This window comes from Anaerobacillus sp., assembly GCF_046314235.1.
In the GTDB taxonomy this organism is placed as follows: domain Bacteria; phylum Bacillota; class Bacilli; order Bacillales; family Anaerobacillaceae; genus Anaerobacillus.
The window spans coordinates 1-13654 of record NZ_JBKBWN010000003.1 but is presented as its reverse complement, the minus strand read 5'-3'; the positions used below and the strand labels follow the sequence as shown (position 1 = coordinate 13654).

Annotated in this window: 14 protein-coding genes; 1 reads left to right on the top strand and 13 read right to left on the bottom strand. The window is 35.0% G+C overall.

Annotated elements, in window-relative coordinates; genetic code table 11:
• Window positions 1–452 precede the first annotated feature (452 nt).
• The 11 genes from ACK4M9_RS04205 to ACK4M9_RS04155 all read right to left on the bottom strand — a co-directional run bounded on the left by ACK4M9_RS04205 (window position 453) and on the right by ACK4M9_RS04155 (window position 10498).
• On the bottom strand, window positions 453–1319 hold the full coding sequence (locus tag ACK4M9_RS04205; RefSeq protein WP_409848301.1) for a DMT family transporter: 867 nt from the start codon (window positions 1317–1319) through the stop codon (window positions 453–455).
• Window positions 1319–2674 (bottom strand): MATE family efflux transporter, encoded by a 1356-nt coding sequence (locus ACK4M9_RS04200; RefSeq protein ID WP_409848300.1) that lies wholly within the window; start codon window positions 2672–2674, stop codon window positions 1319–1321. Before ACK4M9_RS04200 ends, ACK4M9_RS04205 begins: the two co-directional genes overlap by 1 nt.
• 3 nt (window positions 2675–2677) lie before the next feature.
• The gene (locus ACK4M9_RS04195) at window positions 2678–3175 is read right to left on the bottom strand and encodes a GNAT family N-acetyltransferase (protein WP_409848299.1); all 498 of its coding nucleotides are present in this window, start codon (window positions 3173–3175) and stop codon (window positions 2678–2680) included.
• Window positions 3176–3192: 17 nt separating this feature from the next.
• Window positions 3193–3966, bottom strand: coding sequence for an ABC transporter ATP-binding protein (locus tag ACK4M9_RS04190; protein WP_409848297.1), 774 nt, complete (start codon window positions 3964–3966; stop codon window positions 3193–3195).
• A complete protein-coding gene (locus ACK4M9_RS04185) occupies window positions 3963–4931 on the bottom strand; it encodes an ABC transporter ATP-binding protein (RefSeq protein WP_409848295.1) in 969 nt (322 codons plus the stop codon). Before ACK4M9_RS04185 ends, ACK4M9_RS04190 begins: the two co-directional genes overlap by 4 nt.
• Before the next feature lie 10 nt (window positions 4932–4941).
• The gene (nikC, locus tag ACK4M9_RS04180) at window positions 4942–5760 is read right to left on the bottom strand and encodes a nickel transporter permease (protein WP_409848710.1); all 819 of its coding nucleotides are present in this window, start codon (window positions 5758–5760) and stop codon (window positions 4942–4944) included.
• A 2-nt stretch (window positions 5761–5762) separates the two neighbouring features.
• A complete protein-coding gene (gene nikB / locus ACK4M9_RS04175; RefSeq protein WP_409848293.1) occupies window positions 5763–6707 on the bottom strand; it encodes a nickel ABC transporter permease in 945 nt (314 codons plus the stop codon).
• Window positions 6708–7139, bottom strand: coding sequence for a periplasmic substrate-binding domain-containing protein (locus ACK4M9_RS04170; RefSeq protein WP_409848292.1), 432 nt, complete (start codon window positions 7137–7139; stop codon window positions 6708–6710).
• Window positions 7139–8275, bottom strand: coding sequence for an ABC transporter substrate-binding protein (locus tag ACK4M9_RS04165; protein ID WP_409848290.1), 1137 nt, complete (start codon window positions 8273–8275; stop codon window positions 7139–7141). The genes ACK4M9_RS04170 and ACK4M9_RS04165 overlap by 1 nt, the downstream gene beginning before the upstream one ends.
• Window positions 8276–8538: 263 nt before the next feature.
• Window positions 8539–9342 carry a hypothetical protein gene (locus ACK4M9_RS04160; RefSeq protein ID WP_409848289.1) on the bottom strand — a complete coding sequence of 268 codons (804 nt, stop codon included), beginning with the start codon at window positions 9340–9342 and terminating at the stop codon, window positions 8539–8541.
• Window positions 9343–9532: 190 nt separating this feature from the next.
• Window positions 9533–10498 carry an ABC transporter substrate-binding protein gene (locus tag ACK4M9_RS04155; protein ID WP_409848288.1) on the bottom strand — a complete coding sequence of 322 codons (966 nt, stop codon included), beginning with the start codon at window positions 10496–10498 and terminating at the stop codon, window positions 9533–9535.
• A gap of 118 nt (window positions 10499–10616) precedes the next feature.
• Here ACK4M9_RS04155 and ACK4M9_RS04150 point away from each other — a divergent pair, with 118 nt between their 5' ends.
• On the top strand, window positions 10617–12185 hold the full coding sequence (locus ACK4M9_RS04150; RefSeq protein WP_409848287.1) for a helix-turn-helix domain-containing protein: 1569 nt from the start codon (window positions 10617–10619) through the stop codon (window positions 12183–12185).
• Between the two features lie 250 nt (window positions 12186–12435).
• Here the strand turns inward: ACK4M9_RS04150 and ACK4M9_RS04145 are convergent, their stop codons facing one another.
• Window positions 12436–13269 carry an ABC transporter ATP-binding protein gene (locus ACK4M9_RS04145; protein ID WP_409848286.1) on the bottom strand — a complete coding sequence of 278 codons (834 nt, stop codon included), beginning with the start codon at window positions 13267–13269 and terminating at the stop codon, window positions 12436–12438.
• Window positions 13270–13287: 18 nt separating this feature from the next.
• A partial coding sequence (locus tag ACK4M9_RS04140) for a FecCD family ABC transporter permease (protein WP_409848284.1) occupies window positions 13288–13654 on the bottom strand: 367 nt, incomplete at its 5' end.

The following is a 13654-nucleotide window of genomic DNA, read 5'->3' as shown; positions in this document are numbered from 1 at the left end:
TGCCATTTTTATAGATTGTAGCACTTTCTCTTTTAGACTAATTAAAATATTAAAAGCGAAATGAACTATAGATCAGAAACTAATAAATCAGGTACTTTAAACATCTGAACTAATTGAGAATGATTATCTATTACTTCTAGGTAAATTTTATACTTAAAAATAATTTGCGTAAATAAAAATTTTATAGGTTACTTCATTTTTGTTGGGAAATGTGTCAAATTAGCGAATTTTTTAAATATAAATAACTTTTTTATGTCGTTTCTATGTTCCGCGCTAACTGAAAGAAAACAATTAATATTGAATATTGATAATCATTATCACCTCAAATTAGAATTCGTACTCATTATATAACTCATTTTTCATTATGTAAATAAGAACTATTTCGATTAATAATGTTTTTTTTAAACGAAAAAACATCTCAAAAAATGAGACGTTTTCTCTACTGAATTTTTTTATTTATCCAAGGCTAGTTTATCTTTCTGACTGGTCCCTTCTTTCTTAGATAACGCAATACAAGCCCCAATAATGAGGACACCACCAAATACCGTTAGAACATCTGGAACCTCCAGCCAAAACAAAAATCCCCATATCGCATTAAAGAAAATACCAATATAACGGACAACCTCAACGACAATAACATTTTCGTGCGTTAAGGCTGTTGTTAAGACAACCAAGCCTAATAACGAGATTAAGGCAATTCCGATCAAATAAAGAAGGTCAACAAAAGAAGGAATAACAAAGTTCTTCCACATTAGTGGAATAGAAACGATTGTTGAGGTTACTAAAAAGTAAAAGATAATTTCATATTTATGATGTTTTTTTGTTAACATGCGGATGGAGATAGAAGCACCTGCTGCAAACAAGGCACTTAAAACCCCCAATAGAGCTACTAATGAATACGTTGAATAAGAAAATGGTTTTATTAGGAAAAAGGCTCCTAAAAAAGCAAGGGTGATATATGGAATGGCTTGTTTTAACAGTTTCTCTTTTAAAAAAATGGTTGATAAAATAATAACAAAAACAGGTGATAAATGAACAAGAATACTAGCATCTGTTAATGGCATATGAGCAATGGCGTAAAAATACGCCATTAAATAAAGAGCACCAAGAACTCCTCTTGTTACAAGAAGGGGAACTCCTTTATTCGAAAATATAACCTTACTTTGTTTCATCAACCAAAACACAACAACTGCCCCAATGACACTTCTAAAAAAAACGACTTCTGCTGTAGGTATGTTGACACTTACTGCTTTCACGAGAACATTCATGATACTAAAAATAAATGAAGAAAACACTGCAAGAATAACACCATTTTTCATCAGCTAACCTCATTTTTAAATAATTTCTTTTTTAGAGATCCAAAATATGGCCATAAAAACAATGTCCGCCCCAATGAAAATAGAGTAAACGCAAGCCATAGTCCATGGTTACCCAATGTTGGTATAAAGATATAATAGGTAAGAAGAAAGACAATAAGTGCTAGAATAATTGAATCTCGAATTGGCGCACCTTCAGTCGCTCCAGAAAATATGCCATATAACTGTAAGCCCCAAAAGCTGACTAACGGGAATAATAATAGCCAAATGATATATTTGTCAGAAACCATTAATACTTCCTCAATAGAAGTGAATAATGGGAAAACCCATTGACTAGTGAGAAACAAGACAATGGAAGCCACAATAGCTGCAATAGCCCCCCATTTGACTGACATTTTAACTGCTTCTTTAAATAAATCTTCTCGTTTCCCTCCAACTGCTCTGCCAATAAAAATACTGCTAGCATTAGAAAAGCCACCTAGAAAATAGGCAAAAATAAAATGAATCTGAAACAAAATCGCATTAGCTGCGAGTTCTACTTCCCCCATTTTCGCCCCTTTTGCAGTAAACATTGTGTATACAGTCAGTAAACATATGGTTCGAATAAATAAGTCCCGATTTACTTTAATCATTCGAATAAACATAGATTTTTCAACTAAATGACTAAGTGATGATGTTACACTGGAGAAATAACGAAGTTTCCATAATAAAATAAAACCGATAAAGACAGCACCTGTTTCTGCTATTAAACTAGCAAAAGCAACTCCTTTGACACCAAAATCAAAGTAGAAAACAAATAGAACGTCTAGAAAAATATTTACTACATTCATCCCTATTTGTAAAAATACAGCTAAACGAATATTGGCTGACCCAACTAGCCAACCGAGAATGACATAGTTAATAAGGGCAAACGGCGCTCCCCAGATCCGAATATCAAAATAATTGGTCGCTTGAGTGAGTACTCCTTCACTACCTTGGAAAATCGTAAATGCCACAAATTTTATCGGTGTCTGAAAAAGAACAAAGAGTACTCCTAATACCGCCGCGATTATTAGTGGTCGCATAAAAGAAAAAAATAGTTCTGAAGCGTTATTTGCCCCTTTTGCCTGGGCGGTAAAACCAGAAGTGCTTACTCGTAAAAATCCTAATACCCAATATAATTGACTGAAAATCAGGCTTCCAATTGCCACTCCGCCAATAAATACTGGATCGGGTAGGTGTCCAACAACGGCTGTATCAACAGCTCCTAGTAATGGAGTTGTTAATGTGGAAATAATTAACGGTATCGCAATCGTAAGATACTCACGATTTGTAAGTGTTGTTTTGCTAGTTTGTTTCAATGATTGTAATGCGCTCATTCGTTACACATCTTTTTGCATATGTACGGTTTCAAATTCATCCTGGCAGTCAAGAACAATCGTAAAGCCTTTTTTGCTCCAAAATGTAAAACCACCTGGTAAAAAGCGGTGTGTATGTAAATACATTGTTCGATAGCCAGCCTTCTGTACAAACTGAAGGGCCTCATCAAAGAGTAATGAACCAATTCCTTGCTGACGTTTCACCGGGTCAACATAGCATTTAATTACTTCACACGTACTGCCTAAATCATAGTGATCCTTTATAGAAATAATCCGATTATCGTAACGGCAAAGTGCCAATGTCCCTACTACTTCTTCGTGGTCGTTAAAAGCCGCTAAAAAAACAGCGTCCTGTCGATCAAGAAATAGCTCCTTCATTTCCCATAAGTCTTGTAAAGACCTCTCACTTAATGGAAATGGATAAACCTCGCCCATTGTCCGGATAAGGAATTGGGCTACTTTTTCAATTTCGTTTTCAGCAACTTCACGCACTTTAATCATTATACTGACACCTCTTTTTACGTACTTGCTCTAATAAGCTTACGAGTATATTCATGGCGATCTTCATTTAATAGCCCTGAAGTGGCAAATTGATCAACTATTTTCCCATCTTTCAAGACAATCATTTTATCACTCATATATTGAACTGCCGCAATGTCATGACTAATAAACAAATAAGACATTTCTAGTTCTTCTTGTAACTTTTTTAATAAGTTTAAAATTTGCCCTTGGATCGAAGCATCTAAACTAGCCGTTGGCTCATCACAAATTAATAAATCTGGCCCTAAACTAATAGCACGTGCAATAGCTACCCTCTGCTTTTGACCACCACTTAATTCATGAGGATAGCGCTTTAAATAGTCACTAGATAAGCCGACCATTTCTAATAGTTTAACAGCCGTTTCCTTTCTTGACTGTCTCACATCGGACAAAAAAGAAGGGGTTACTTTTTTAAAGTTATCTAAAGGCTCCATCAGTGAACTCATGATCGGTAAACGTTCATTTAATGATGAAGTAGGGTCTTGAAAAACCATCTGCATATGTTTACGCATTTGCCTTAGTTTCTCACCTTTTAATAGGTCTAGTCTACTCCCATAAAAATAGATTTCTCCGTTATCTGGTCTAACAACCGAAAGAATTAATTTTGCTAAAGTACTTTTGCCACTACCACTTTCTCCAACTACACCAATGCATTCACCTACATTTATTTGAAAGGATACATCTTGAACTGCATAAAATTCTTGTTGATACCGCTTCTCTACATGGCAAACATCAAGTACCGTTGTCGTCATAATAAACGTTCCTCTTTATAATTAGTTTCATTTAGCAAGTGACATGAAACCCGATGATTTTCTTTTAAAAACACTTCTTCTATGTCTTCATGACACTTGTTTACTTTTTTAGGGCAGCGATTGGCAAAAGGACATCCTTGAAGAGAGATACTTCCTGGTTCACCAGGTATCATCTTTAACATTTCTCTTTCATTCGTTAGTTGTGGCCTTGATCGTAATAATAAATCGGTATATGGATGTTGTCCAATTTCCTTGGTTAATCCTTCTTCAACTAAACGACCACCGTACATAACAGCAACTCGATCGGACCACTTCAATACTTCTCCTAAATGGTGACTAATCAATAGGACACCACACTGCAAATCTAGTTGTAATTCTTTAATAAGCTCTAATATTTTCTCACCTGTAATTACATCAAGTGCTGTTGTTGGTTCATCAGCAATAATTAAAGCAGGTTTTAGCATAATCGCCATCGCAATTGCGGCTCGTTGCTTTTGCCCCCCACTTAGTTGAAACGGATAACTATCAAATACACGTTTTTCAGGCAACTTTACTTGATGTAATGCAGCTAACGCCTGTTCTTTTGCTGCTTTTTTTGAAAGTTTTTCATGAACCTGAAGAGTTTCAACCATTTGGTCACCAATTTTAATAAAAGGGGTAAGACTTCCATTGTAATCTTGAAAAATCATCGACATTTCTCTTCCCCTTAATTTCCGATAAAGTTTTTGGGGAAGTTGATCAATTTTTTCACCTTGAAAAAAAATAACTCCGCCACTCAATTGTAACTGCCTAGGGAGAAGCCCCATAATTAGAGAGGCTGTTATACTTTTACCGCTTCCGCTTTCGCCAACTAAGGCAACCATTTCACCTGGGTTGATCGATACTGAAACGCTCTTTAACAACTGTTGCCCTGTTCTTTTATTTTGAATGGAAACATCATTCAATTGTAAAATAGCTGCTGTCACACCGATCACCTCACGTTCGATTTTTTATATCAAGAGCTTCTCTTAAGCCATCACCAATTAAGTTGAAACTAAGAACGGTCATCATAATTGCTAATCCTGGATAAATCATTAATGTTGGGAACGTTTGAAAATAGGCTCTTGCATCATTTAACATCGCCCCCCATTCAGGTGTAGGTGGCTGAGCCCCGATTCCCAAATACGATAACGAAGCAATAATTAAAATAATCTTTCCTAAATCTAAGCTAGCTACAATGGCGACTTGAGACGCAATATGAGGCAGCAAATGTTTAACGATGATTTTCCCATGCCTTGAACCATTTAATTGGGCTGCTAAGATATAATCTTTTTCTTTTTCGGCTAGTGTACTACTGCGGACTAGTCTAGCGTAACTTACCCATTTAACGATAATAATAGCAATCACTACGTTTGTCATATTTAAGCCTAAAAAACCAGCAATGGCTATAGCTAATATAAAATCAGGAAAAGCAATTAAGCCATCAACAATTCTCATTAAAATTGCATCTAATTTCCCGCCAATAAAACCTGATAATAGTCCAATGGGAACTCCAATCATTACAGATGCTAGTAAAACAAGAAAAGCAAGCCCTAACGTATATTTTGCACCTTCTACAATCCTAGAGAAAATGCATCTCCCAAAAAAATCAGTTCCTAAAGGGTATCGTAATGAAGAGCCCGCTAAACGATTTCCCATATCCATTTCTAACGGATCATTAGGGACGATTACTGGACCAAGAATTACTAGCGTTAAAATAAAAAGTAAAATCGAAAAACCTAATACTAACATCGGATCTCGTAAAATAACCTTCATCACTATTTTTGTTCCCCCTTACCATAGCGGATTCTTGGATCAAGGAAACGATAGGAAAGATCGACAAGTAAATTTATGAATACGACTACTACACCGGTAAATAGAATATACCCTTGGATAATTGGATAATCTCGCTTAAAGATAGCATCTACCGCTAACTTCCCTAGTCCTGGATAAGAAAAAATAACTTCAACGACAACTGACCCACCTAGCAAACTACCAAAACTCATCCCGAACATCGTTATTACAGGTAATAAGGCAGAACGAAGGGCATGAACGCGTAGGATACGCCATTCCCCAAGTCCTCGTGCTCTTGCTGCGCGAATATATTCTTGTGAATAACTTTCTAAAAGACCGGCTCGAAGCAATCTCGCATACACTGCAGCAAGACCTAGCCCTAACGTAAAAGATGGAAGTATCAAGTTTTTGATACTTCCATATTCGATTGCAGGTAGTAGTGCCAACCTTACTGAAAATACGTAAATAAGAATAAGCCCAAGCCAAAATGTTGGAACAGACGCTCCTAAAAATGCTAATAACCGACTTATATGATCGATCCACTTGTTTTGATATACAGCTGCAAGGATCCCTAATACTAAGGCAATGGACATCATTACTACTAATCCACCAATAGTTAAGTACAATGTAGGCAATATTCTACTTTCTACTTCTTTCGTTACGGGTTGCTGACTAATAAACGAGTTTCCTAAATCTAGTCGAAGTAGATTGCCTATCCAATTCAAATATTGAACGTGGATTGGTTGATCGAATAAGAGTTCTCTTCGCAACGCTTCTTTTTCTTCAATTGTAACTGTTACTTCATCGATTTTTAAAATAGACCAAATTGGATCTCCTGGAGCTAGCTTCATTAACGTAAATGTAATAACTGATAACATGAATAAAACTAGCACCATTTGACCTAATCTAGAAAGAACTAGCTTAGTCAACTACTTCACATCCAGCGTTTTTGTAATTAAATAATATTCTTCGGCTCCTGGTTTCCAATTTACCACACGCTCATTCACACCAACTACAATATGCGGATATACAACAAATGATTGTGGCACTTCTTTTTGAATAATTTCAACGCCTTGTTTTTTCAATTCATTACGAGCTTGTTGATCACTAGTTCCATTAAGAGTACCAATAATTGAATTTAGTTCAGGCAAATTAATTTGTCCTGGATTTAAAGATCCATCAGGAAGATACGCTACGTTAAAGAAGTACCCTCCATCTCCACGTGGCGTCGTTAGGTTACTATAAGTAACCATATCCCATTCATCTTGTTTTTCAAATAAATAACTATCTACATTTTCAATCATTAAGATTTCAATATCAATACCAATTTTACCCGCTTCACCTTGCAAATATTGGGCCATTAATGTAGTTCAGGACGACCTTGATACGTAGCAATTTTTAACGATAACACTTCTCCATCCTTTTCTAACTTTCCATTACTATTTAATTGATAACCTGCTTCTACTAATAATGCCTTTGCTTTGTCTGGATTAAACTCTGTGAAATTCTCTTTACTACCAAACGGAAGATTGACATTAAACGGACCATTTGCTGGTGTAGCGTGCCCATTCATAATTTGTTCAGCAATTACTGGGCGATTTATGATCATATCTAATGCTTGACGAACTTTCGCATCTTGAATCATAGGTTTGTTTTGGTTATAAAGGATGAAATGAGCACGTAAGCTTGGAATTGATTCTACGCGTAAGAAATCTGTTTGTTCTATGGTTTGGATTGCTTCTGTTGGAATGTGGTATGCAATGTCAGCATCTTTGGATTGTAAACTTAGAGCGCGAACATTTCCGTCTGAATTAAACTTTACTGTTGCTTTGTCTAGCTTCGCAGCACCATCCCAGTATTCATCAAAACGTTCTAATTGAATTTCAACATCTTGAGTGTAAGATACTACTTTGAACGGTCCAGTACCTACTGGAGCTTGTTCAATATTTTCTGCATTTACTTGAATAACTGACGCGTTTGTATGAACAAGCTCTGAAATAAAAGCTGGATATTCATCAGTCGTTTTAAATGTTACATATTGGCCTTCCGCTTCAATTGTTTCTAATTTTAATAAAGTTTGTAGCGCCTTACTTAGCTCAATTGCTCTTTCAAATGAAGCTTTAACGGCAGTTCCATCAACGGATGTGCCATCATGAAATTTAATTCCATCGTAAATTTTGAACTCCCATGTTTTCTCATCTACTTGCTTCCAGCTTTCTGCAAGCCACGGTTGTATCTCTAGATTTTCATCAATTTTCACAAGAGTTTCTGTAATACCCGCTCTTACAGTAATAGACTCTGTATGCGGATCTAAACTCGTTGGTGCAAAGCTGTACACTAATGTTACTGACTTCGGTTCAACCTTTGTCGCTTCTTCATTTGACTTCGTTTCTGTATCCCTTTGTTCAGCCACTTCAGTATCCTTTGTTGAAGAACAACCTATCGCTAGAAACATAACTGTTATTAACACGAAAAATAATATCGAATTCTTTTTCAAAAAAATCTCTCCTTTTTAAAACAAATCAAAATGATTACGATTATTATCACCTATCAAAATATAAACAATTCCTTGTAAGAAGTCAATTAAATTTGATTGACAATTTTCTAGTTTACTAGAAACATTAATTGGATTTTTCAAGACAAAAAAGACTTAAGACAACTAAAATCATCTTAAGACTTTTTGAAGTGAAATTATATATCTAGAACAAATACTTTTTTTAAAAGCACTTTGGTTAATGGAGTATTTTTGTATAATTAGCGTTAATTACTCATACTTGCAAGTATTTGATTTTTACGCTCTCTTCTTTCTTCATTAGTCATTCTAGGACACCCATAACATTTCGTTGTTGCTCCTTCTGTTTGATAATATAAACAGCATGATGGCTTCATGCGAATCATGACGCCTTCTTCCCGAGGACTTTCAATCATGCCAAATGAAATATTAAAAGGATTTTTCTTTAAGTTGAATATAGTTGGACTTAACTCTTTTGTTAAGAAATTAAAATCATCTTTGATTTTAGCTACTTCTTCTACCAACTGGCATATCTCTACCACTCTATCGTGCCCATGATATAACCCAATAGAAAGCTGCCCATATAGATCGCGTAATCTTACATTTGTAGCTTCGTGAAATAAATTTACTAGCGGCACTACATTAGTAGAATATAATTTCTCTAGTACATCTCTTCTCCATTGGTTCCGTTCTGTTGACAAAGGAAAATCCTTACAATCTATAAATCGAAAACCAAGACCATAATAATTATGCTCTTTATCATAATACATTTGTAGCTCAATATTCGATAATGAAACGTTTAAAGCTGTATCGTAATGGGATAGAACATATTGAAGCCCAGAAAGTATCCAACCATAAATACTAAAAAAGTATGTAGCAGCAACCTCAGAATTCAACGCTTTAATTTTTTCCCCATAAATATTGATAAATTCATTAATAACCTCTTTTTTATTAAAGTCAGCCAGATGAACAGAGTAAAGTTTATTTGGATGATCAATCATGCGAAAATAATAAAATTCTTTTTCCAAAAACTCAAAATCAATAGCTACCATTTAAGTATCACTCCTTACCGAGTATGAAAATCATTCTTAATTAGATATAATCTAGATTTTATCACTCTTTCGCTAAGATAACCATGGAGAAAATTGATTAGTTTTATGGATATTTTTGATGGTATATAAAGTTTAATTCTACCCACAGTAGAAAGCCTGTCCTTTACACATAAGGCCAGGCTATTGATTCTTATTTTTTTTCTTCAAAAAGGGCAACAATTTCATCCATACCATTCGAGCGCTCAATAGGGTCCCAAAAGCCCCACACATTTGTTAGCGTAAAGACATTGTCGTCTTTAACTGCCTTCAAACCTTTCCAAACATTTCCTTTTACAACAGAATTATAGTAATCACCACTGTTAAAATATGTTGAATCAATTATAAAATCTGCATCAAACGTTGTCAGGCCTTCAACAGAAATATTTTCCCCAAAACCATATGGAATCCCTGCTGGCGGAGTTAATTGTAAATCATCATATAATAAGGCATTCATGGCGTGGTCTGTACGACCATACACTCTAATATTTTCTCTGTTAATTGCAACAGATAAAACTGTTTTATCTGCCACAATATCAGCTAATTTCTCTCTTGTTACTTTTGCCTTGTCATTAAGTTCTTCGATTACTTTCAGTCCATCTTCAAGCTTATCAACGGCCTCAGTAATCTTTAGATGATCTTCTTTCCAATCGCCACCAACCTCGATCATCACAGTCGGTGCTATTTTTAGTAGTTGTTCATAAACTTTATCAAAGCGATCACTTACAATTAACAAGTCAGGTTCTAACGCTAGAATTTCTTCTAAGTCTGGTTCTACTGTATATTCAAGTTTATGAGTTCCTTCAAGGTGCACTGCTAAATGTGGGGCAAACTCTCCGTCAAAAGTAACAGCAGCAACTGGCTTTACACCTACAGAAAGTAGTGAACCTTCCCATGAAACATGAGATAGTACAATTACCCGTTCTGGATTAGCTGGAATTTCAATTTCTCCTTTATAATGTCTAATCTTACGTGTTAAATTTACCTCTTCTTCTACTTTTACCTCTTTATTTTCAGCTTCTACCACTTTCTCATTAGTCGCTGTTTGTTTTTCTTGGCAAGCAACAAGTAAAACAAGCATTGCTACCATTAGAATTCCTAAAGTAATTATTTTTTTCACAATATAAACCCCCAATATATTTTTAATACTCTTTGATTATAATAGAGAATGATTATCATTTTCTATAGACAATCTTTTCATGGTATTATGGATTATATTGTTTTGTTAGGAGGACTATATGAACATTCGAGGAGAAAGTGACTTTAACCTTCGATCATTTAAAAAGCATTTCTACAAACCACATACTCTACTAAAGCAAAAGGTCCTTCAATACAATGCCATTTGCTATATTCAATATGGTGAAGCTACAGTTTCTATTGATCATATGATCTATAAAGTGAAGTCTGGTGATTGTCTGTTTCTAAACCCTTCAATGGAGTTTCAGATAAAAACAGCTGAAGAACCATTACAAATTTTTTACGTAATGTATTCCGCCAATAACGTTACATATGAAAATGAATGGCAAAATTTATCTAACTATATAAAAGTAAGCATTTCATCACAGATTACACTTTCAAACTTACTTCTTCAGTTAGAACAATTAAAGAAAAGTAATTTTCATTCTTTTTTAAAAAGGAAGGCTCTTTTTTATGAGTTACTTTATTTTCTTGTTATAGAGTTGGACTCTCTCCAAATAGATCAACCGACTTCGATAAAAAAAGTAATTGAATATATGGAAGAACATTTTACAAAGCTCGATAACATCGGAGAACTACCATTTATGGTAAATTTAACACCTAGCTCATTTTGCCGTGCTTTTAAAAAGGAGACTGGTCAAACACCAGGTAACTATTTAACTGAGCTAAAAATTAACCGGGCAAAAGAGCTGTTAAAGGTTTCGAACCATTCTTTAAAAGAAATTTCTCAATCTATTGGCTATCAGGATCCGTTATATTTTAGTAGAGTATTCAAGAAATCTGTAGGTGTATCTCCTTCCATCTATATAAAAAATAAGGATACTCGCATAGCAGTCGTAAGTGGACTCATGTTACAGGATCATCTATTATCATTGGGAATTACACCAATTGCAGCACCGTCATTACCAAACTATTATTCAACAAAAACGGGCTATCCCTCATACTTAGAAAAACATTTAATGGAAAGTACCCCTTTAAATATCGAAAAACAAATTTGTGAAGTGGAAGTTGCTAATCTTTGTCCAGACCTATTATTTTGTATGGATACTAGATTTTGCAAGTATGATAATTTACGAAATAATTCATATGATACAATCTACCTTGATGATTTAGAAAATTGGAAAGACTATCAAATAGAACTAGCTAGAAAACTAGAAAGAGAGGCTGTTGCGGAGTGCGTTATTAAACAAATAGAAGTTCATGAGAGAAAAGGAAAATCAATGTTACGGAAATTTACCCGTAAAGGGAAATGGGTTATTATTCGTATCTTTCGTAACGAAATTCGCTTATATGGGGACAACGGTCATGCAGTAAGTTATTTGTTCTTTCATGATTTAGGATTTCAACCAGATGAAAGCTCAAATCACTCTGGCTATAAAGTCATCTCAAAAGAAGATCTCGTTCACTTAAATCCTGAAAAAATCTTAATTATCTGGACTGAGAAATCCGAAATTGATAAACTTAGGAATTCACCTTATTGGAATGAATTACGTGCAGCTCGTCAACATCAAATTTATATCCCAGAAAGTAAAGAATGGGATCCTTGGGGGCCACTTGGCAGAGAACATATGGTGAAGAAAAGTATGGAGTATTTTTCGCAGTTTATTTAACATTGTAAACTATTGCAGTGCATTTACAGACCATTATGTTCTATAAATAACAACCTATTAACAAGATGATCTCTAATGTTTTTATATTTTATATATCTTAAATAACTAGGGATTTATTTCTCTTGCTTTCTTGTCCCAGATAAATCAGCTTTATGCAAGCAGTTATGGAAAATAAGTAATGAACAGTAATCAATAAAAGAGTACAAAGATAGTCATGAACTGACTTTCTAGTACTCTTTTTCTTGGCATTTTAGGCTAGTGCTCCCACTAATTCCTTTTCTTTTACATGGCTAGTTTCTTTTCCTAACAGGTCATAAGTGATACAAACTGGCTTTCCAGTCCGTGGGTCGGCAACAATTTCTGCATCAATATTAAAAACATCTTTTAAAACTGATGATGTCATGACTTGGTTTGCTGTTCCTTCTTTTATGATAATTCCATTATTAATTGCGACCATATGATGAGCAAAACGGGCTGCATGATTTAAATCATGAATAACCATAACAATGGTCCGTTTTTGTTGTTTATTTAGCTTTTCAAGTAACTGTAGAACTTCTAGCTGATGAGCAAGATCTAGATAAGTAGTAGGTTCATCAAGTAATAATAAATCGGTTTCTTGTGCTAAAGCCATAGCGATCCAGACTCTTTGACGTTGACCACCAGATAGGGCTTCAATCGGTCTATCATAGAACTGTTCCATTCCAGTAACTTCAATTGCCCAACTTACAATTTCTCGGTCTTCATCTGTTAATCTACCAAAGCCTCTCTGGTGGGGAAAACGTCCATAAGATACAAGTTCTGATACGGTTAACCCACTTGGAGCTGTTGGTGTTTGTGGTAAAATCGCCATTTTTTTGGCGATTTCTTTTGTCGGTGTCTTATGAATTGCTTTCCCGTCTAAATAAACTGCCCCTGTTTTCGCTTCTAAAATACGAGACATCGTTTTTAAAATAGTAGATTTTCCGCACCCATTCGGCCCTATAATTGTCGTTACTTTTCCCTCTGGAATTTCTAAGTTCAAACCTTTAACAATGTCTAAATCTCCATAGGAAATCCCAAGTTGCTCTGTTGATAACATGACCATTCGACATACCCACTCTCTTTAATTTGTTTTCATTAATAAATAAATAAAGTATGGCGCACCCAAGATGGACACTACAATTCCAACAGGAATTTCAGAAGGAGAGAGAATATTTCTTCCAATCGTGTCTGCTACAAGTAGTAATAACGCACCCATCAAAGCGGTGGTTGGTAACATGATTTGATGTTTCGGTCCAACTACTCTTCTTGCTAAATGCGGAGCAACTAAGCCTACAAAAGCAATTCCTCCACCTACAGCTACACAAGAACCAGCTAAACCTACCGCTAAAAGTAATAGCTTTCTACGTTCTCTTTCAACTGCTGCACCTAATCCAGTCGCAGTATTATCCCCAAGATTTAAGACATTTAAGTATCTTGCTTTATAAATT

What these genes read in the sequence shown, in the direction of transcription:
- ACK4M9_RS04205 (WP_409848301.1), bottom strand. Translation starts at nt 1,319, where the DNA reads ATGAAAAATGGTGTTATTCTTGCAGTGTTTTCTTCATTTATTTTTAGT.
- ACK4M9_RS04200 (WP_409848300.1), bottom strand. Translation starts at nt 2,674, where the DNA reads ATGAGCGCATTACAATCATTGAAACAAACTAGCAAAACAACACTTACA.
- ACK4M9_RS04170 (WP_409848292.1), bottom strand. Translation starts at nt 7,139, where the DNA reads ATGGCCCAATATTTGCAAGGTGAAGCGGGTAAAATTGGTATTGATATT.
- ACK4M9_RS04195 (WP_409848299.1), bottom strand. Translation starts at nt 3,175, where the DNA reads ATGATTAAAGTGCGTGAAGTTGCTGAAAACGAAATTGAAAAAGTAGCC.
- ACK4M9_RS04160 (WP_409848289.1), bottom strand. Translation starts at nt 9,342, where the DNA reads ATGGTAGCTATTGATTTTGAGTTTTTGGAAAAAGAATTTTATTATTTT.
- ACK4M9_RS04150 (WP_409848287.1), top strand. Translation starts at nt 10,617, where the DNA reads ATGAACATTCGAGGAGAAAGTGACTTTAACCTTCGATCATTTAAAAAG.
- ACK4M9_RS04145 (WP_409848286.1), bottom strand. Translation starts at nt 13,269, where the DNA reads ATGGTCATGTTATCAACAGAGCAACTTGGGATTTCCTATGGAGATTTA.
- nikC (WP_409848710.1), bottom strand. Translation starts at nt 5,760, where the DNA reads ATGAAGGTTATTTTACGAGATCCGATGTTAGTATTAGGTTTTTCGATT.
- ACK4M9_RS04190 (WP_409848297.1), bottom strand. Translation starts at nt 3,966, where the DNA reads ATGACGACAACGGTACTTGATGTTTGCCATGTAGAGAAGCGGTATCAA.